Here is an 18,465-nt window from a genome sequence, read left to right on the forward strand (position 1 = left end):
GGTCGCAATGCGAAAAAAACCATCGAGAGGGCATCGCCGGCCCTTGTCACGACCTCGTTTCACGTCCTAGCCTTAATGCCGTCGGAGGCCCGCTGGACCGTAACCGGACACACGATTGGCGACGATCGTGAGCAGCTCTCCCGCAGATACGGTTGCCCGCGCTCGTTGGTGACGACCCGCTGATACAGGGGCGCCGGGTGCGGCGGTGAGGCTGGTACCCAACTGAATCTTGCGGCAGAAGTGGTTGGACGATGCTGCCGCGCGGCTCGTGGGGGCGGCCGTGGACGGATCGGCCGCCCCCACGAAGCGACCCGGAGACCTGAGCGGTTCACAGGCGCTCGAAGGCTCGGCGGCGTTCCCAGTCGGTGACGGTCGTCTCGTAGGAGGCGAGCTCGACCTCGGCGGCGTGCGCGAGATGGTCGACGACATCGTCGCCGAACGCCGCCCGCGCGATGTCGCTGGAACGCCACAGCTGTTGCGCCTGCCGTAACGTCGTCGGCAGGCGCGGCACCCCGGACGCCGTGAACGCGTTCCCGGCCGTTGCCACGGGCAGGGCAAGGTCGTTGTCGATCCCGTACAGGCCGGCCGCGACGATCCCGGCGACCGCCAGGTATGGGTTGGCGTCACCGCCGGGCACCCGGTGTTCGATCCGCAGCGACTGGCCGGAGCCGATGACCCGCACCGGGCAGGTGCGGTTGTCCCGTCCCCAGGCGATACCGGTCGGCGCGAACGAGCCCGGGGCGAGCCGCTTGTAGGAGTTGACGGTCGGTGCGAACAGCAGGGTGAACTCGGCCATGCAGGCGAGCTGCCCGGCCACGAACGACCGCATCAGTTCCGACATGCCGGCGAGATCCGCCCTCCCGGCCGGCGTCCGTTCACCTGGCGCTTGGTCGCCCGGTGCCCGCTCGCCGGCTGCCGGGCCGGAGGCGAACACTGTCGTGCCGTCCCGCCCCCGCAGCGACAGGTGAACATGGCAGGAGTTTCCCTCTCCTTGATCGTATTTCGCCATAAAGGTCACGGCCTGCCCTGCCTGCGCCGCAAGATTTTTCGCTGTTGTCTTGTAGAGGACGTGGTTGTCGCAGGTGCGTATCGCGTCGTCGTAGCGGAACACGATCTCGTACTGGCCCGGATGGACCTCCGCCCGGGCCGACTCGACCCGCACGCCCGCGCCCGCCATGGCCCGCCTGATCGTTTGGGCCAGTCCGTCCATCCCGGACGTCCCGATCAGGGAGTAGTCGACGTTGTAACGGGACGCCGGGGTCAGACCGCCGTACGAGCGCCCGGCCGCCTCCTGGTAGGACTCGGTGAACATCAGGAACTCCAGCTCGGTACCGGCAAGCGCGGCCAGTCCCCGGGCGGAAAGCCGATCGAGCTGCGCGCGCAGGATGGCCCGGGGGGCGAGGCGGACCATGGTGCCGTCCGGCCACCAGGCGTCCGCGAGCACAACGGCCGACCGGGAGTTCCATGGAGCGCGGCGCAGGGTCGCGAGATCCGGTACGAGCCGGAAGTCCCCGAAGCCGCTGTCCCAGGGCGCGAAGGCGTAGCCGGAGTCGGTGTCCATCTCGACGTCCACGGCAAGCAGATAGGCACAGGTGTGCAGGCCGCGTGCGAGGACGTCCTCGGTGAAGTACTCCACCGACGTCCCGCTGCCCTGCAGGCGTCCCTGCAGGTCGGGAAGGCCCACGAGCACCTCGTCGATGCCGTCCGGAGACTGCGGGGACGCCGCGAGCCGTCGCAGTTCGTCGATGCCGATGACGCCCGGATGCCGCTGCGCTGGCAGGCTCAAGCCGGAAGGGTGGTTTCGTGCGCCTGGGCGGGTGCTCCCGCGCCCGTCGCCTGGGTGTCCGCTGTCTCGGCGCTGAGGTTCATGTCCATGGTCTCGGTCTCCATGGTCTCGGCCTCCAGAGTCGCGGTGTCGGGGGTCTCGGTGTCAGTTGTCACCAGGTGCAGGGGATTGGCGACCTGGCCGTACATGATGTCGAACCCGCCGTCACGGTCGGGCCGGTCGTGAAAGCCGGTTCCGGCGAGCTGCTCCCGGTTGAGGCAGACCCGGTCGAAGGTGGGAGCCAGCAGGTTGAACAGGACGAACCGGTCGGCGTATTCGGGAAAACCGCGGTGATAATTTTCGATCTCGGCACGGACCAGCGTCCAGAATTCCTTCTCGCGGACGCCGAGATGGTCCTCGACGAGAACCGAGAAAAACCGGAAGTGTCCCGTGCACAGCGCTGACAGGATCGAATGGGCGAGGTCGGAGGCGGGCCAGCGCCGCAGGTACCGCCCGACGGCCTCCGGCGGATCCGCGTGTTCGGGCCGGCCGGGCCGGTCGATACCGGCGGATTCCGCGTCGGCGGATTCGGCATCGGGGGGTTCGGCGCCGGTACGGGCGGTGTCGCTGTGGGCGACGTCGACCAGCTCTACGTCGGCTCCGAAGTCCTTGAGCGCGATCCGGGTTGGGACGTCGCCGCCGTCGAAAACGACGATGACGTTCTCGCCGTGTGGGGTGAAGGCGACACCGTAGACGTACAGGTAGTGCAGCAGCGGTGGCAGCAGGCAGGACAACAGCGCCCGCAGCCATTCCCGCGGCGTCTGGCCCGAGCGGGCTACCAGCTCGCTGACCAGTGCCCGGCCCTCGGAGCCGACGAGCAGCAACGAGGCGAACGTCCGGGCCCGCTCGCCGGGGGAGATCAGAGCCTCGACCGGCTGCCGCCACAGCGCGCCCAGCAGTTCGTGGAGGCGGTACGGCGCGCGTGCCAGCGACTCGTACGCACCGTGGGTGACGGTGACCCCGGCGACTTCCGGCAGCGGAAGCACCCGTGTGACGTCCCGCAGGAACGCGTCGGCGTCCCGGATGCCGACCAGCCACGCGGAGGTGTCCGGGCCGGCGTGGGCGTCGTCCGCTGACATCCCCCGCCACACCAGCGTGTTGCGGATCATCAGGGCGAGCTTGACGTTGAGCTGTGACGGGCGGTCGATGTTCACCAGGGTGCGCACGGACTGCAGCGGAAGGTAGCGGTCGGGTGCCTCGCCGAGCAGTATCAGCCGGCCGGTCGCGATCTCGGCGGCGAACAGCGGCGCGATCACGTGCTCCCACTGCCAGGGATGCACCGGCAGCCAGACGTAGTCCCTGGCGGGCAGGGATGGTTGGGTCGAAGCGGTGTTCGGCCCGCCTACCTGATCGCCGTCACTGTTGTGGTCCATGCCGGTGCCTGTGTCACTGCCTGTGCCCGGGTAGATGTCGGCGGCGTCGGCGTCCGTGAAGGCGAGCCGGGTTGCCAGCGTCGCCGCGAACGCCACCTGGGTGAACGTGTCGAGTTCGGCTGCCAGCAGCCGCTGCGAGGTCAGGACGCCGTCGCCGGGCGTGTCCGGGTCACGCCCACCGGACGGCCCGGCAGCCGAACCACCGGAGGGCCCGGATGGTCCGGCGGTCGTGAAGCCGGCGGCCGTGAACGTAGCCAGATCCGGATGTACTGCTACCCACAGTAGCCTCAGCGGGTTACGTGCCTCCGGGGCGTAGCGGTCCACGTCGGCGAGGCCGAAGCCCAGCCGTCCCTTGTTCGCGACCATGCACGGATGCCCGGTGGCGAAGCCCTCCAGCTCGGTGTAGGCCGCATCCGCGAGGCTGGTGGCCGACCGGGCGCCGGCGAGCAGGCGTACGTCCGCGGCGTGGGTCGCGGTCAGCTCGCGGACGACATCCGCGGTGACGTCGTCCGGCCAGCCGAGCAGGTCCGCGGCGTCCAGGACGAAGCGCACCGGATCATCCGCGGGTGCCGGGCGGTCGCCTGTCCGGCTCGGCTCACCCTCGCGACGCAGCGAGGATGCGTCCAGCCACCAGGTGCCGAACGTGCCGCGCCTGGCGGTGAACGTGTAGGCGACCTCACCGCAGGTCAGCCGGTAGTTGGACGGTTCGCCGCGCCCGACGCGCGCCACCGTGGGCGCGACCGAAGGCAGGTCCGCGGAGTTTGCGGTGTCCGCGGGGTTCGTGGTGTCCGCGGCGGGTTCCGGACGCAGGAGCTCCTCGTAGGAGAACTCCGCGATCAGCTTTGCCAGCAGAGCTCGTCCGGCCGCCCGCCACAGGCGCGGCTGTGGCCAGGACCCCGGATCGGTCGGGGGGTCCGGTGGTTCGGGCACCCCCTGCCTGAACGTTCCCGGTCCAGCCGTCGCGGCAACGATCGCAACGGTCGTGGACACGACTGCACGCAGCCGGCTCATGATCCACCCTCGTCCGTCCACTGCACACCTCTGCCAGCCGGCGTGGGCACGTTACCGCGCCGCGGGCGCACAGCCGATTCGGCTGCCGAGCCAGCAGCTGAATCGGCAGCCGAATCGGCAGCTGGTGGACGCTCACCGGAGCTGGACATCGGCACACCGGGAGGCACCCCGAAGGTCGTGAAAGCCGATCTTTCTGGGACGCGGTAGGCCGATCCCCCGGTCAGGTCGTCGAGGATCACCGCGGCCCGCCAGGCGCCCAGGCCGAGGTCTGGCGTGCCGACCCCGTGGGTGTGCAGTTCGGCGTTCTGGACGTAGATCCGTCCACTGACCTGCGGTGCGGTCGCGAGCTGGTAGGCCGCGTCCACCTGGTACCGGCCGGTGTCGTCAAGGTCGAGCAGGTCCGCGACCGGATCGAGCAGGGCGGGCCGGCGGGCCGCGTATCCGGTCGCGAGCACGACCCGGTCGGTCTCGACCGTGAACGTACGGTCCTGCGGCACGTGCCGGCAGATCAGCCTGATCCGCCCGTTCGCCGCCCGGATCCCCGATTCGATCGTGACATGGGGCAGCAGGGCCGCGTTCACGGATGCGCCGGCGACGGTCCGCTCGTACAGCAGATCGTAGATCTCCGCGATCGTCTCGGCGTCGATGCCCTTGTACAGCTGCCACTGGGTGGGCAGGAGCGCGTCCTTGGTCGGCTGGTCCAGAGTGTGGAAGTACCGGACGTAGTCGGGGGTGAACTGCTCCAGGCCCAGCTTGGAGTACTCCATCGGGGCGAAGGCCGGCGTCCGCGTGATCCAGTGCAGGGCCTGGCCGGTTTCCGGCTGGGCGCGCAGCAGGTCGGTGAAGACCTCCGCGCCGGACTGGCCCGAGCCGACGACGGTCACGTGTGCGGCGCCGGCAAGCGTGGCTCGCCGCATCCGGTACTCGGCGGAATGGAACACCTCCGGTCCGAGCAGTCCGGCAAGCACCGCCGGCACCGACGGTTCGGTCCCCACCCCCAGGACGATGTTGCGGGCCGGCACCGTCCGGGTCCGCGTCGAACCATTGGCATGGACGCTCACCTCGACCCCGAACAGCCCGGTGTCCGGATGCCAGCGCAGCGCGTCCACCCGGGTACCGAAACACGTGGAGTCCAGGCCGCAGGCCACCCAGCGGCAGTAGTCGTCGTACTCCTGCCGCAGCACGTGGAAACGTTCGTGGAAGTAGAACCGGAACAACCGGTCGTGCGCGTGCAGATAGGACAGGAACGACCAGCGGCTGGTCGGGTCGGCCAGGGTGACCAGATCGGCGAGGAACGGCACCTGCAGCCGTGTGCCCGGTAGCAGCAGGCCGGGATGCCAGGAGAATCCGGGCCTGGCCTCGAAGAACCGGGTGCGCAGTCCGGGCAGCCCGTCGGCGAGTGCGGCCAGCGACAGGTTGAACGGCCCGAGCCCGACGCCCACCAGGTCGAACGGTTCGCCCTGTTCACCCCAGCCGTCCCGTTTGCTCTGCTCACCGCGCTCGTCCTGCTCGTCCCGCCTGGGCTGTTCATCCTGCCGATCCCGATCGTCCGGCCGGGTGTTCACGATCCGAGCTCCGTGACGAGCGGGTTGGGGATGTCGACGTACAGTGACTGGGTTGCGACCGGGCCGGCCAGTTCGTCGCGCCCGTCGACCGCCGTCGCGAGGTTCGCCTTGCATCGCAGGACGGCGGAGTCCAGCAGCAGGCCGAACAGGCCCGGCACGGTCACACCGTCGGCGGTGAGGTCGGCACGCATGCGCATAAGCAATGCGCGCACACCGGCCAGCAGCCGGGCCTCGTCCGCCTTCCCGGCGGCGCCCAAGGCACCGATCACCCCGAACACATTGTTGATCATAAGGTAGTAGAGCACCCGTTCGTCCACGAGGACGTTGTCGAAGATCGCGGCGAGTCCGTCGCCGAATCCGGGCACGGCACGGCGGGCGGCGTCCGCGTGGGACGCGGCGACATAGTAGCCCTGGCTGTCGCGGTACCAGCCGGCAGCGGGCCGGCCGTGGTCGTCCAACGTGACCAGGCAGTTCTGCTGGTGGGCCTCCAGACCGACCCCGTGGCGGGCGTACAGGTCGAGGGCTGGTACGGCGACGACCCGTAGGTAACGGGCGAACCAGTCGGCGGCGACCTCGGCAGGGGGCTCCCCGACCCGTCCCGCGAGCTTGTCGACGATCTCGGCGAGCATGGACGGTCCGGGGGAGGTGGGATCGGTGCGCATGGTCCGGTCCGGACGGTCGGCGACCAGTCCGGCCACGCACACCACCCGATCACCCACGCCGAACGGGTTCACCCGGATCGCGCTCTCCAGGCCTGGGCCGGCTGTGCCTGCCCGGCCTTCGGGGGTGCTCCCACGGGCGGATCCGGCGGTGTCCGGTGCGTCGAGGCCGACCCACGCCGGATCCTCGAGCAGGTGGAAGCCAGGATGGGCGGCTACCAGCCAGTCCCGCAGGCCCGCGTCGAGCAGCACGCTGATCTGGGTGCCCAGTTCCAGCTCGCCGCGCAGGTTGACCCGGCGGGAGTTGGTGATCCGCATACCCAGGGAGAGCTTAAGCATGACCGGCGCGTCCGGCCGCCACACGGTGCGCAGCGACGCCGTCGGATACCAGGGTGGCCCGACCGGGCCGAGATCCACGAGCAGGCCATCGGCGATCATGGCGGTGACGTCTGTCCGGGCACGCAGGTCGTGGGCCTGCCAGGGGTGCGCCGGCAGGGGCAGGTAGGAGGCGTAAGCCTCGGGCAGGTCACGACTGGGCAGCAGGGAGCGCAGGAGCTCCACCGGGCTGTGCCCACCGATCGTTCCGCCCGAGGCTGCCACCGATGGGTGGGCGGCAAACCAGTGCAGCGGAAAGGAACCGCGTAGCTCCGGAGAGTAGGTAGCCAGTTCTGCTGCCGAGGCGCCCTCGCGGCTCTTAGCCGCCGGATGGAAAGGATGCCCGGTTATCAGCGCCTGTTCGGCGGCGAGGAACGGCGGTAGGCACGCGGCATCGTCCGGTCCGACCGGTGTGGCTGCTTCGGACGGCGTTGTCGGTGCGGCTGGTCCGGACGGTGCGGCTGGTCCGGACGGTGTGGCTGGTCCGGACGGTGTGGCTGGTTCGGACGGAGTGGCCGGCGTCCGGGGGGTGGCGGCGCGGGTTTCGACGTACACGGCGGTGTGCCGCAGCGAGTCGATGATGCGGCCGAGACAGTCCGTGCCCGCCGACGGCGGCAGTCCCCGCTGGTTGGTGACCTCACGGACGAGCAGGGCTGCCAGCAGCCCGGCGTCCACGGTCAGACCTCCCGTTGTCAGAGGTCCGAAGCGGTGCCAGCCACAGGCCGAGCGGTAGCGGACGGGCGTGTCCAGGACCAGGCCGGAGGCGGGCAGGTCGATCCGCAGCAAGCTGCCGTGGTGGCCCATGGTGATCCCGTTCTCCCGGACCCAGCAGCGCAGCAGCGTTTCGGTGACCCGCGTGTCCGCGGCCGTTGCCGCGGCTGAACCCGCCGGGCCCGCCGCTTGCCCGCCCGGTGTCCATGGGGGCGTGCCGCCCGGTGACGATGCGGGGATGGGTTTCACCGGGACGGGGAGGCCGCTGCCTCGAAGGCATCGGCGAGGATGGCCAGTACCCGATCGGCCTCGGCGTCGGTGATGATCAGCGGCGGGAGCAGCCGCACCACCGAGTCGTGGCGCCCGCCCAGTTCGACGATCAGGCCCCGGCCCAGGCACTCGGTCCGGACGAGGGCGGCCAGGTGGGGGTTTGCCGGTCGGGCGCCGACGACGTCCGGGTCGGCGTCGGGATCGACCAGTTCCAGGCCGAGCATGAGCCCGCGCCCACGGACGTCACCTACGCAGGGATGGCTCGCGGCGATCGTCCGCAGACCGGCCAGCATCCGGGCGCCGACCTCGGCGGCGCGCAGCTCCAGGGCCTCGGAGCGGACGAAACGCAACGTGGCAGTGCCGGCGACCATCGCGAGCTGGTTGCCGCGGAACGTGCCGGTGTGTGCACCGGGGGCCCAGCCGTCCAGATCCTCCCGGTAGGCGATGACGGCCAGTGGCAGGCCGCCGCCGATCGCCTTCGACATGACCATGACGTCCGGTGTGATGCCGCTGTGCTCGCCGGCCCAGAACGTGCCCGTACGTCCCACGCCGGTCTGGACCTCGTCGAGGATCAAGGGGATGCCCCGTTCAGCAGTGATCCGGCGTATGGCCCGCAGCCAGTTGTCCGGCGCGGGTACCACCCCACCCTCTCCCTGCACGGCTTCGACGATCATTGCGGCGGGCCGCACCACACCGCCGCACGGGTCGTCCAGGAGCCGTTCGATGTACCGGACGGACAGCTGCGCGCAGTCCGGACGGTCCCCGCCGGTGGCGCCGACGCCGAACGGGCAGCGGTAGGGGTACGGGTAGGGCAGCCGGACGACGGCGCCCGCCGACCGGAGGCGCTCCTTGACCGTGACGTTCCCGGTGACGGCGAGTGCTCCGGCTGTCATGCCGTGGTAGCCGCCGGTGAACGCCAGCAGCGTCTCGTGCCCGGTGACGGTCTGGGTCAGCTTGAGTGCGGCCTCGACCGCGTCCGCGCCGGTGGGGCCGCAGAAGTGCAGCTTCACCGAAGCCGCGAAGCCGTCCGGAAGGCAGGAGAGCAGTTCGGCGGTGAACGCGTCCTTCTCGGGGGTGGCCAGGTCGAGCACGTGCAGCGGAGCGCCGGAGCGGAGCAGTCCGGAGAGCGCCTCGTGGACGACGGGATGGTTGTGGCCGAGCGCGAGGGTGCCGGCGCCGGACAGGCAGTCCAGGTAGCGGCGGCCGTCCGCGCCGACGACCGTCATGCCCTCGGCATGGACGGGGACGATCGGCAGATTCCGTGCGTATGTTCGCGCGGACGATTCCCGCCGGCGTTGCCGGGCGAGGATCCCGTCGGCGCGTACCCGGCCGTCGGCGTCGTGTGCGCTCTGCCCGGCCGCGGGGCCGGGGGTGACGGTGGATCCGGGGGTGACGGCGGATATCGTCAAGAAAGCGACTCCCGTCCGGTGGCCTGGGCTCCTTGAGCGACCCGGGGACTTGGGTGCGTGACCCGGTGGCCCAGGGACTCGGGCCTCCCGGACTTCTCCGGTCGGCGAAGCCGATCCGGCGAGGAAGCCCGGGCGGGCGTAGAAGGTGTACCCGCCCGATCATGCCACCTTTGACCTTTTATTGGGTTCAGGGAAGCCTAACCTAAGCTGCTACCGGCAGGGAGGGTCCGAACCGCGAGTGTAATCATCCTCTCGGTGGGCGCGGACCGATGGCGAACCGTCAGCCCCGCATCCATCCGGACAAAGCTCTCACTCGCCAGCCGCAGCTGGCTACCCGCAGCCGTAGGTGAAAACCGCCATCCACCCTGCAGAAACGATCTACAGCGGAAGGAGGCGTAGGTGGAAAGAGCTGTCAGGATGACTGAAGCTACCTACAGATCCTGGTGGTCGTCGAGGGCTTTGGTGAGATCGTCGACCAGGTCGTCGATCGATTCGATGCCGACCGACAGCCGGACGAGGTCCGCGGGCACTTCCAGCGGTGAACCGGCGACCGAGGCGTGCGTCATCCGCCCCGGGTGCTCGATCAGCGACTCGACCCCGCCCAGGGACTCGGCGAGGGTGAACACCCGGGTCCGCCGGCACACCTCGACCGCCGCGTCCTGACCCCCACGCAGGGTGAACGACACCATCCCACCGAAGTCACGCATCTGCTTCGCCGCCACCGGGTGGCCCGGGTTGCCCGGCAGGCCCGGGTAGTGCACGACTGCCACCGCGGGATGCCTCACCAGCAGATCCGCGATGTGGCGGGCGTTCGCGCAGTGCCGGTCCATCCGGACCGCCAGGGTCTTCGCCCCCCGCAGCACCAGCCAGGCGTCGAACGGGCCGGGAACCGCTCCGGTGGCGTTCTGGATGAACCGCAGCCGTTCCCCCAGCCCCGGATCGGACACGACCACGGCACCGCCGATGACGTCGCTGTGCCCGCCGAGGTACTTCGTGGTCGAGTGGACCGACACGTCGGCGCCGAGTGTCAGCGGCTGCTGCAGGTATGGGGTGGCAAAGGTGTTGTCGACGGCGAGCAGCCCGCCGACGGAGTGGACGAGATCGGCGAGTGCGGCGATGTCGGAGATGCTCAGCAGTGGGTTCGTCGGCGTCTCGCACCACAGCAGCCGGGTATGCCCCGGGCGTACCGCCGCCCGCACCGCCTCGAGATCGTCCAGGGGCACCGGGGTGTACTCCACGCCCCACTCGGCGAACACCCGCGCGAACAGCCGGTAGGTGCCGCCGTAGGCGTCCGACGGGATCACTGCGTGATCACCCGGCCGGCACGCCGTGCGCAGCACCGCGTCCACGGCGGCAAGGCCGGAGGCGAACGCGAGTCCCACGGTGCCCGCTTCCAGCGCGGCCAGACAGGTCTCCAGCGCGGTGCGGGTCGGGTTGGCCGACCGGGCGTACTCGTACGCCCCGCGCGGAACCCCGACGGCGTCCTGCACGAACGTCGACGACGGGTGGATGGGGACGACCACCGCACCGGTGACGGCGTCGGGCTCCTGCCCAGCGTGGATCGCCAGCGTCTCGAACCCGTCGCCGGCCCACGCAGCCGTGGCCGCTGGGTGCTGCGGGTCGTCGGCGCGGGCCACGGAGTCGTCCACGCTGGTCACGGGGTCGTCGGCGCGGGTCACGGGGTGGCCAGGAAGCTGAGCAGATCGGACCGCGTGAGGATGCCGACGGGGTTCCCGTCCTCCAGCACGAGCACGGCCGGCGCGGCGCCGAGGACGCTGACCAGCACCGACAGCGGCTCGCCGGCGCCGACCGTGGGCAGTGGGGGTGACATGTGCGCGGCCACCGTGGCGTCGACGGCGGTCCGGTCGGCGAACACGGCTGCGAGCAGTTCCAGCTCGATGACGGCGCCAGCCACCTCGGCCGAACGCAGCGGTGGTTCCTGTCTGACCACCGGCATCTGGGACACGTTGTACTCGCGCAGATAGGAGATGGCCGCGCCGACGGTTTCGTCAGGATGCACGTGTACCAGGTCGGGTGGGCTGGTCGCGTCGGAGGACTTGCGGGCCAGCACTTCGGCGACCGTCGGCTCGTCCGACGGACGGTCGAGAAAACCGTAGTCGTACATCCACTCGTCGTTGAAGATCTTTGACAGGTAGCCGCGGCCGGAGTCCGGGAGCAGCACCACGACGCAGCCGTCGGCGTCCAGCTCCCGGGCGACCCGCAGCGCCGCGACCACCGCGAGCCCGCAGGAGCCGCCAACCAGCATGCCCTCGCGGCGGGCCAGCTCCCGGGTCATCAGGAACGAGTCACGGTCGCTGACCGCCTCCACCCGATCGACCACCGTCTTGTCGTAGGTCGTCGGCCAGATGTCCTCGCCGACTCCCTCCACGAGGTATGGCCGCCCGCTGCCGCCGGAGTACACCGACCCCTCCGGGTCCGCACCCACGACCTGTACCCGGCTGTCGCTGACTTCCTTGAGGTAGCGGCCGGTGCCGCTGATCGTCCCACCGGTGCCGATACCGGCGACGAAGTGGGTGATGCGCCCGTCGGTGTCCGCCCAGATCTCCGGGCCGGTGGTGGCGTGGTGCGCGGCGGGGTTGTGCGGGTTGGAGTACTGGTCCGGGCTCCACGCATTGGGCGTCTCGGCGACGACACGGCGGGCGACCGAATAGTAGGAGCGGGGGTCGTCCGGGGCGACCGCGGTCGGGCAGACCAGTACTTCGGCGCCGTAGGCCCGTAGCACCGCCTGTTTCTCTTCGCTGATCTTGTCGGGCATGGTGAACACGCAGCGGTAGCCGTGGGTCGCGGCCACGATCGCAAGCCCCACCCCGGTGTTGCCGCTGGTCGGTTCGACGATCGTCCCGCCCGGCCGCAGCTGCCCGGATTCCTCCGCGGCGCTCACCATCGCCAGGGCGATCCGGTCCTTCACCGACCCGCCCGGATTGAGGTACTCCAGCTTGGCGAACACCGGCGCGGTGATGCCCGCGGTGACCGTGTTCAGCCTGACCAGCGGGGTGCCGCCGACCACCGCGGCCAGGTTCTCGTAGACACGCATGCGCCGCCCTCACCTTCGCCGCCGAGGTCACAGCCTACGCAGGCAAAGCGCCTGCCGCAGGCCAAGCCGCGCACCGTGTCGCGGAGATCGCACAGGTCGCGGAGATCGCAGGGGTCGTGATCGACGTCGGGACGCTGTCGCGCGCAGGCTGTCATGCGCGCATGGGCTGCCACGCGCGGACTGCCGCGCCCGGTCCGGACGTATCCGAACCGGAAGCCGCGGGGCGCCACACACACGGACTGCCGGTGCGTCTGTCACTGCGTCGAGCGGGTCGAGGTGGTGTGGGAGCTCCCGGTGTGTGTCGAGCTCGTGTGTGTCGAGCCGGTGTGCGTCGAACTCGTGTGCGTCGAACTCGTGTGCGTCGAGCTGGTGTGTGTCGAGCTGGTGTGGACGTGGGTGAACCCGCCGCCGGGGCCCTGCGATATCGCGACCCTTGCCGGCGGTGGATGTCCCAGGAACCCCTGCATGGCGAACTCGTATCCGTAGGCGCCGGCCATCGGGAAGACCACCATGTCGCCCGCGCGTATCGCGTCCACGGTGATGTCACGGGCGAGGGTGTCCTCGGGCGTGCACAGTTCGCCGACCACGGTCACCGGCCGTCCGACGACACCGGGACGCGGAAAGTCGTACGGCCAGGCGTCCACCCCGACGACCCCGAAGTTGTGCACGATCTCCCAGGACGTCGGCAGCTGGAAGTGGTGGATGCCGCCCCGCAGCACCACGAAGTCGGTGCCGTGGGAGTGTTTGACGTCGGTGACCTCGGCCGCGTACGCGCCGCAGTCGGCGACCAGCCAGCGTCCCGGTTCGAACAGCACCTGCACCCCGGCCGGGACCGGTGTCGCCCGCAGCCCGGCGGCGAAGGCGTCCAGGTCGAAGGGACGTTCGCCGCGCCGGTCCGGCTCGAACGCCACCCCCAGCCCACCGCCGACGTTGACGATCCGCAGGTCGACGCCGTGCATGGCGGCCGTGGAGACCGAGTACCCCAGACACCAGCGCACGTAGTCCAGGTGCGCGGTGGTGTCGAGGTTTCCGGACACGGCATGGACGTGGAAGCCGACCACGTCGACCCAGAGCAGCGACCGCGCGATGTCCAGGACGTCGGGGACGTCCGCCTCGGGTATCCCGAAGGCGCTAGCCACCCCACCCATGCGCACCGAGCCGGCGAGTGCCACCCGTGACGGGTTGACCCGCAGGGTGACCGGAATCCGGCGTCTCGCCCGGCCCGCCACATGGTTCAGACGTCGCAGCTCGCCGGGGCTTTCGACGTTGACGGTCACCTCGCTGCCGGCAGTCCCGGCGGTCTCGACGAGCGCCGCCAGCACCGGGGTCGACTTCCCCGGGCCGGAGGCGACGATGCGCGCACGCCGACCGGCACGCCGGGCGGTGTCCAGGGCGAGCGTGATCTCGTGGACGGAGGCGACCTCGAAACCGTCCACCCCCTGGCCGGTGGCGACGGCGTGACCAGTTCCGACGGCGTGACCAGCGCCGATGGTGTGGCCGGCTGCCAGGGCGTCCAGGACCGGAGGGTAGCCGTTTGCTTTCACCGCGTAGAACACCGCGGCCCACGACGGTAACGCGGCCTTCAGGCGGGCGGCGTTACCGGCCGCGACGTCAAGGTCATAGACGTACGCGCTGACCGGATCGGAGCGCACCGCGGAGGGAGACCGCACCGCGGAGGCAGACGCCGGGGGGAACGCGGACCGGCTGTGGGCGTCGCCGCGTGTCCCGAGCGTGTCGTGAAGCCACAGCAGCGTTGCCGTAGGTAAACGGTCGGTGGGCAGGGCGTGCAGCGGGTCGGCGGACGGTGGCAGCTGCACGCGCGTTCAGCTCACGGCTGGACGGGTAGGTCGAACCAGAGGTACTTGCCCGAATCCACCGCCACCGCGCCCCAGCTGCCGGCGAGAGCGTCCAGGACGAGCAGCCCGCGACCGCCCTCACTGCCGAGATCCACCTGTTGTCTGTGCGGTAGCACGACAGAAGTGTCCGAGACGGAGGCGTGTACGAGCCCGGGCCGTAGTTCAAGTAGCAGCCACACGGGTGGCTTGCCGTACTTGACCGCATTCGTGACCAACTCACTGACCAGGAGCTCCGCCGTCCCGACGGCTTCCTCGGGCAGGTTCGTGGCGGCGAGTTGCTCTCTGAGAGCGCGGCGTGCCTGTGGAACGGCGCTGGGCACGTAGGGCAGCTCGACCAGCAGGTGCGTGGCCGAGGGGCGCAACGACGACGCGTGGGTCATCATGTCCGTTTCCACCCTGTTTGTGTGTTCATTGATCACCGAGTTTCAGTGATGACATCCCTGTACGTCTACCCACAGGCCGGCTATTCGAAGCGCTTCCGGTCTTTCGCGGTCAACGGGTGAATGCCGGGTAGCTCTTTATGACGTACGGTAACTGTATCGCTTGCATCCGTCACGATCATCGGCTGAAAGTTTCCGATGGATCGCGGAGTGTCATGTCGGTATGCGGGCCGCGAGTACGGCGACATCGTCGCGCAGCCGGCCGCCGGCAAACCGCTCGGCAGCCGCCCGCAGCCGTTCCGCGATTCCCTGGGCGGACATTCCGGCGCAGCCGCGCAAGGTCTCCAGCAGCCGTTCCTCGCCGAACAGCTCCCTGCCGTGGCGCGCCTCGACCACTCCGTCGGTGTACAGGATGAGCGCATCCCCGGCCCCGAGCGACACCCGCACCTCGGGAAAGGTCGCGTCCTCGTCGTCGAGGACCCCCAGCAGCGTTCCCGGCTGCGCGACGAACACGGCCGTCCCGTCCGCCCGCACGAGGACCGGCAGCGGATGCCCGGCCATGCAGATCGAGACCATCCGTTCGGTCGGCTGCCGTCCGGACGGGGTGGCCGTTCCCCCCGGGCCGGCGGGCCCGCGCTCCTGCGATGGACCCAGCCTGCCCGGTGGATCCGACCTGCCCGGTGGCCCCGGCCTGCTCCGTGGGCCCAGTTCGTCCGGTGGACGCAGCTGGGCCGCTGCGAGCGTGCAGAAACGCCCCTGACCCGCCGGGTTCGGGTAGTTGGTGTCCCGCAACGCACGGTTGAGATCCATCATGATGTCGGGCAGATTGTGGCGCTGGCCCGCCAGCAGCCGCAGGACGGCCCGTGCGACCCCGGTGACGTTGGCGGCTTCCGCGCCCTTGCCGCAGACGTCCCCGATAATGATCGTCCAGCCGCCGTCCGGGTTCGGGACGAGGTCGAAGAAGTCACCGCCGACTTCCAGACCGGCTCGCGCCGCGCGGTAGGACGAGCCGAGCTCGATCCCGTCGATGCGTGGCAGTTCGGGTGGCAGCAGCCCAGCCTGCAACTCACCGGCCACCTCCACCTGCTGGCGGAACAGCCGGGCGTTGTCGACGGCGAAGGCCGCGCGGCGGGCGAGGTCGGTGAACAGCTCGATCTCGTCGGCCTCGAAGTTGTCCCCGGCATCACGACCGAGGGCCACCACGCCCAGTACCCGGCGGCGGGCGCGCATCGCGGCGATGACGGTGGGCGAGCCGTTGACGGTGGCCACGTGCACGGTCTCGGTGAGTGCCGCCTGCACATGGGCGGCCAGCGACCCGGCCGGGTCGTCCGCCCAGTCCGACAGCTCGCCGGCTTCGGCCTCGTTGACATGGCCGACGGCGGCGAGTTTCATCGCGCCATCCTCCCGCAGCAGGTGGACCGTGCACCAGCGCGCCAGCCGCGGCAGCGGCAGGCGCGCGAGCAGGGCCAGGCTCCGGTCGGTGTCGAGACTGCCCGCGAGCAGGTCGGACGCCTCGGCCAGGAACGACAACATGCCGATCCGGCGTTCCTCGACGCGTCGCAGGTGGGCGCCGCCGAGGGCCAGCGCCATCCAGCGGGCGACCAGCTGGATCCGTTCCTCGATGTCGGTGGACGCCGCATCGGCGGATGTCACGCCGATCGACGCCGCACCGGTGGTCACCGGCAGGCCCGGTGACCACAGCAGCAGTTCCCCGACGATCCCGTCACGGGAGTCCAGTGGGATGCGGCGGGCGCTGCGGTTCGAACCGGTCGGGCCGAACGCCGCCACCACCTCCGGTGCTCCTTCCCGGCTGCGTCCCGGCCGCCGCACGAGACCCGCGCCGGATGACGGCAGCGCGTCGACGAGCTGTGCCAGCAGCTCGCCGACCTCCTCCTCGGCCGACAGGAGGTGGGTGAGGGCGGGTGAGAGCAGCCGCGCCGGCCGGCGCAGGCCTGCCGCCCCTACCGGCAGGGCCCCGGAGCCGGACCCGCTCTCGTGGGCCGGCAGCCCGGTGGGCGGCAGGTCGGGGGACGCTGTCCGGATGCCGGCGCGGGCGGCGTCGACATCCGTGCTGCCGGCATCTGCGCTGCAGGCATCCGTGCCGCCGGCGTCCATGGCATCGGAGTGACGGCTGTTGGGGGCGTCGAGTCGGAACCACACCCGCTTGCCCGCTCGGTCGTGTTCGGTACCCCATGCCGTGCTGAGGGCATCCACCAGCGACAGGCCGCGGCCGTCCTCGCGCAGGTTCTCGATGCCGCCGTCCCTGACGCCACCGCCGTCGACGGTGCCGGGCGCCCGCCAGATCGCGCCCGGATCCGTAGGCGCCGGCAGGCTCTCCGGGCCGTCAACGGCCGCCCGGCGGGGATCGCCGGATGTGCCCGGTGCGCGTCCGGGCCGTCTGGGCGTACCGGTGGTCGGCACTCCGCCCAACGGTACGGGGTGCCGGTCACTGACTACGACGACGAGGCGTCCGGCGTTGTGCCGGATGTCGACCGTCGCGTCGGTACCGGCGTGCACGATGACGTTGGTCACAAGCTCGGTTACCAGCAGCAGAGCGGTATCGACGACATCGGGGTGGAGACGGCCGTGCAGCGTGTCGATAACGAACCGGCGGGCCGACCGCGGTGAATCGGTGACCGGCGGAAGTGTGAGGGTGCGGCGGAGCCCCTCTTCTCCGAGCACGTGAAGCATGCCGGTCAGTGTCTCCTGTGTTGTCCAGCCGTGAGGGATTGGCCGCGTCATGGGGCGTGGCCGGCGGATCTTCCGCGGTGCTTCCCGGATCCGTCCGTGCCTGCGCATGCCGCTTGCGGGCGGATGGGTCCGCTATATCCGTACAGCAAGCCCTGACGGATACTGTCGCCGAGCACTGCTGGATGCTTGATGAACGGACGCTGGTCCGTTCCGATGGTCTGCCAGACGCGAGAGATTCCCGCATACGCGGGTTTGGAGGGCTCCACCATGACGATGGTGTCGGAATCCGCGCCCGTGGACGACCACTTCATCGAGGATTTGCTCGGGGCGCTGACGACGTTGTGCACAGGTGACTTCTCCGTGCGTCTGGGGGAGCGGGCCGGTGGCGGTGCGCTGATCGCCCAGCGTTTCGACGAGCTGGCCGCCCTGCAGCAGCGGCACTCCGGCGAGCTGGAACGGGTCAGCAAGGTGATCCGGCGGGACGGCCGGCTGACCGAGCGGATGGCTGACCTCGGCTTCGAGGGTGGCTGGGCACTGTCGAACCATGCGGTCAACTCGCTTATCGACGACCTTGCGCGTCCGACGCACGAGGTTGCGCGTGTGATCGCGGCGGTCGCGGAGGGCGATCTTTCGCAGCACATGGCGCTGGAGATCGCCGGGCAGCCGGTGCGAGGTGAGTTCCTCACGATCGGCACGACCGTGAACACGATGGTGGACCAGCTCTCCTCGTTCGCCGACGAGGTCACCCGGGTGGCCAAGGAGGTCGGTACCGAGGGCAATCTGGGCGGCCAGGCGCGGGTCAAGGGCGTGTCCGGGGTGTGGCGGGACCTGACCGAGTCGGTCAACTCGATGGCGGGCAACCTCACCAGCCAGGTTCGCAACATCGCCCAGGTCACGACGGCGGTGGCGCAGGGTGACCTGTCCCAGAAGATCACCGTGGATGCGCGAGGCGAGATCTACGAGCTGAAGTCGACCGTGAACACGATGGTCGACCAGCTCTCGGCATTTGCCGACGAGGTCACCCGGATGGCCAAGGAGGTCGGTACCGAGGGCAAACTGGGCGGGCAGGCCCAGGTCAAGGGCGTGTCCGGGGTGTGGCGGGACCTCACCGACTCGGTGAACGTCATGGCCGGCAACCTCACCACGCAGGTTCGTAGCATCGCCGAGGTCGCGGCCGCGGTTGCCCGCGGTGACCTCACCCGCCAGATCACCGTGGACGCCCGCGGTGAGGTCGCCGGCCTTGCCCACACGGTGAACACGATGGTGGAGCAGCTGTCGTCGTTCG

11 protein-coding genes are annotated in these 18,465 nt (G+C 70.2%); 1 reads left to right on the plus strand and 10 read right to left on the minus strand.

The window, feature by feature from the left end:
- Positions 1 to 328 precede the first annotated feature (328 nt).
- From CV1CTNOD_RS03460 to CV1CTNOD_RS03505, 10 genes are all read right to left on the minus strand, one after another.
- On the minus strand, positions 329 to 1,786 hold the full coding sequence (locus CV1CTNOD_RS03460) for a glutamine synthetase family protein (protein ID WP_131784708.1): 1,458 nt from the start codon (positions 1,784 to 1,786) through the stop codon (positions 329 to 331).
- Positions 1,783 to 4,209 (minus strand): IucA/IucC family protein, encoded by a 2,427-nt coding sequence (locus tag CV1CTNOD_RS03465; protein WP_131784709.1) that lies wholly within the window; start codon positions 4,207 to 4,209, stop codon positions 1,783 to 1,785. Before CV1CTNOD_RS03465 ends, CV1CTNOD_RS03460 begins: the two co-directional genes overlap by 4 nt.
- Positions 4,206 to 5,654, minus strand: coding sequence for a lysine N(6)-hydroxylase/L-ornithine N(5)-oxygenase family protein (locus tag CV1CTNOD_RS03470; protein WP_431607062.1), 1,449 nt, complete (start codon positions 5,652 to 5,654; stop codon positions 4,206 to 4,208). The genes CV1CTNOD_RS03465 and CV1CTNOD_RS03470 overlap by 4 nt, the downstream gene beginning before the upstream one ends.
- Before the next feature lie 116 nt (positions 5,655 to 5,770).
- A complete protein-coding gene (locus CV1CTNOD_RS03475; protein WP_242606330.1) occupies positions 5,771 to 7,768 on the minus strand; it encodes an IucA/IucC family protein in 1,998 nt (665 codons plus the stop codon).
- Positions 7,765 to 9,198 carry a diaminobutyrate--2-oxoglutarate transaminase family protein gene (locus CV1CTNOD_RS03480; RefSeq protein WP_131784711.1) on the minus strand — a complete coding sequence of 478 codons (1,434 nt, stop codon included), beginning with the start codon at positions 9,196 to 9,198 and terminating at the stop codon, positions 7,765 to 7,767. Before CV1CTNOD_RS03480 ends, CV1CTNOD_RS03475 begins: the two co-directional genes overlap by 4 nt.
- A 431-nt stretch (positions 9,199 to 9,629) precedes the next feature.
- Positions 9,630 to 10,835 carry a cystathionine gamma-synthase gene (locus CV1CTNOD_RS03485; protein ID WP_131784727.1) on the minus strand — a complete coding sequence of 402 codons (1,206 nt, stop codon included), beginning with the start codon at positions 10,833 to 10,835 and terminating at the stop codon, positions 9,630 to 9,632.
- Between the two features lie 38 nt (positions 10,836 to 10,873).
- Complete coding sequence (locus CV1CTNOD_RS03490) at positions 10,874 to 12,253, minus strand: cystathionine beta-synthase (RefSeq protein WP_131784712.1); 1,380 nt, start codon at positions 12,251 to 12,253, stop codon at positions 10,874 to 10,876.
- A gap of 254 nt (positions 12,254 to 12,507) precedes the next feature.
- On the minus strand, positions 12,508 to 14,070 hold the full coding sequence (locus CV1CTNOD_RS03495; protein WP_131784713.1) for a type III PLP-dependent enzyme: 1,563 nt from the start codon (positions 14,068 to 14,070) through the stop codon (positions 12,508 to 12,510).
- 11 nt (positions 14,071 to 14,081) lie between these two features.
- The gene (locus CV1CTNOD_RS03500) at positions 14,082 to 14,492 is read right to left on the minus strand and encodes an ATP-binding protein (RefSeq protein ID WP_131784714.1); all 411 of its coding nucleotides are present in this window, start codon (positions 14,490 to 14,492) and stop codon (positions 14,082 to 14,084) included.
- 210 nt (positions 14,493 to 14,702) lie between these two features.
- Positions 14,703 to 17,180 carry a SpoIIE family protein phosphatase gene (locus CV1CTNOD_RS03505; protein ID WP_131784715.1) on the minus strand — a complete coding sequence of 826 codons (2,478 nt, stop codon included), beginning with the start codon at positions 17,178 to 17,180 and terminating at the stop codon, positions 14,703 to 14,705.
- Positions 17,181 to 17,447: 267 nt separating this feature from the next.
- On the opposite strand from CV1CTNOD_RS03505, the gene CV1CTNOD_RS03510 reads away from it, so the two are divergent.
- Positions 17,448 to 18,465: HAMP domain-containing protein (locus tag CV1CTNOD_RS03510; protein WP_131784716.1), on the plus strand; the 1,018-nt coding region annotated here is incomplete at its 3' end.

Source organism: Protofrankia symbiont of Coriaria ruscifolia, assembly GCF_900634745.1.
Classification (GTDB): Bacteria; Actinomycetota; Actinomycetes; order Frankiales; family Frankiaceae; genus Protofrankia; species Protofrankia californiensis.

What these genes read in the sequence shown, in the direction of transcription:
- CV1CTNOD_RS03465 (WP_131784709.1), bottom strand. Translation starts at nt 4,209, where the DNA reads ATGAGCCGGCTGCGTGCAGTCGTGTCCACGACCGTTGCGATCGTTGCC.
- CV1CTNOD_RS03490 (WP_131784712.1), bottom strand. Translation starts at nt 12,253, where the DNA reads ATGCGTGTCTACGAGAACCTGGCCGCGGTGGTCGGCGGCACCCCGCTG.
- CV1CTNOD_RS03500 (WP_131784714.1), bottom strand. Translation starts at nt 14,492, where the DNA reads ATGATGACCCACGCGTCGTCGTTGCGCCCCTCGGCCACGCACCTGCTG.
- CV1CTNOD_RS03505 (WP_131784715.1), bottom strand. Translation starts at nt 17,180, where the DNA reads ATGCTTCACGTGCTCGGAGAAGAGGGGCTCCGCCGCACCCTCACACTT.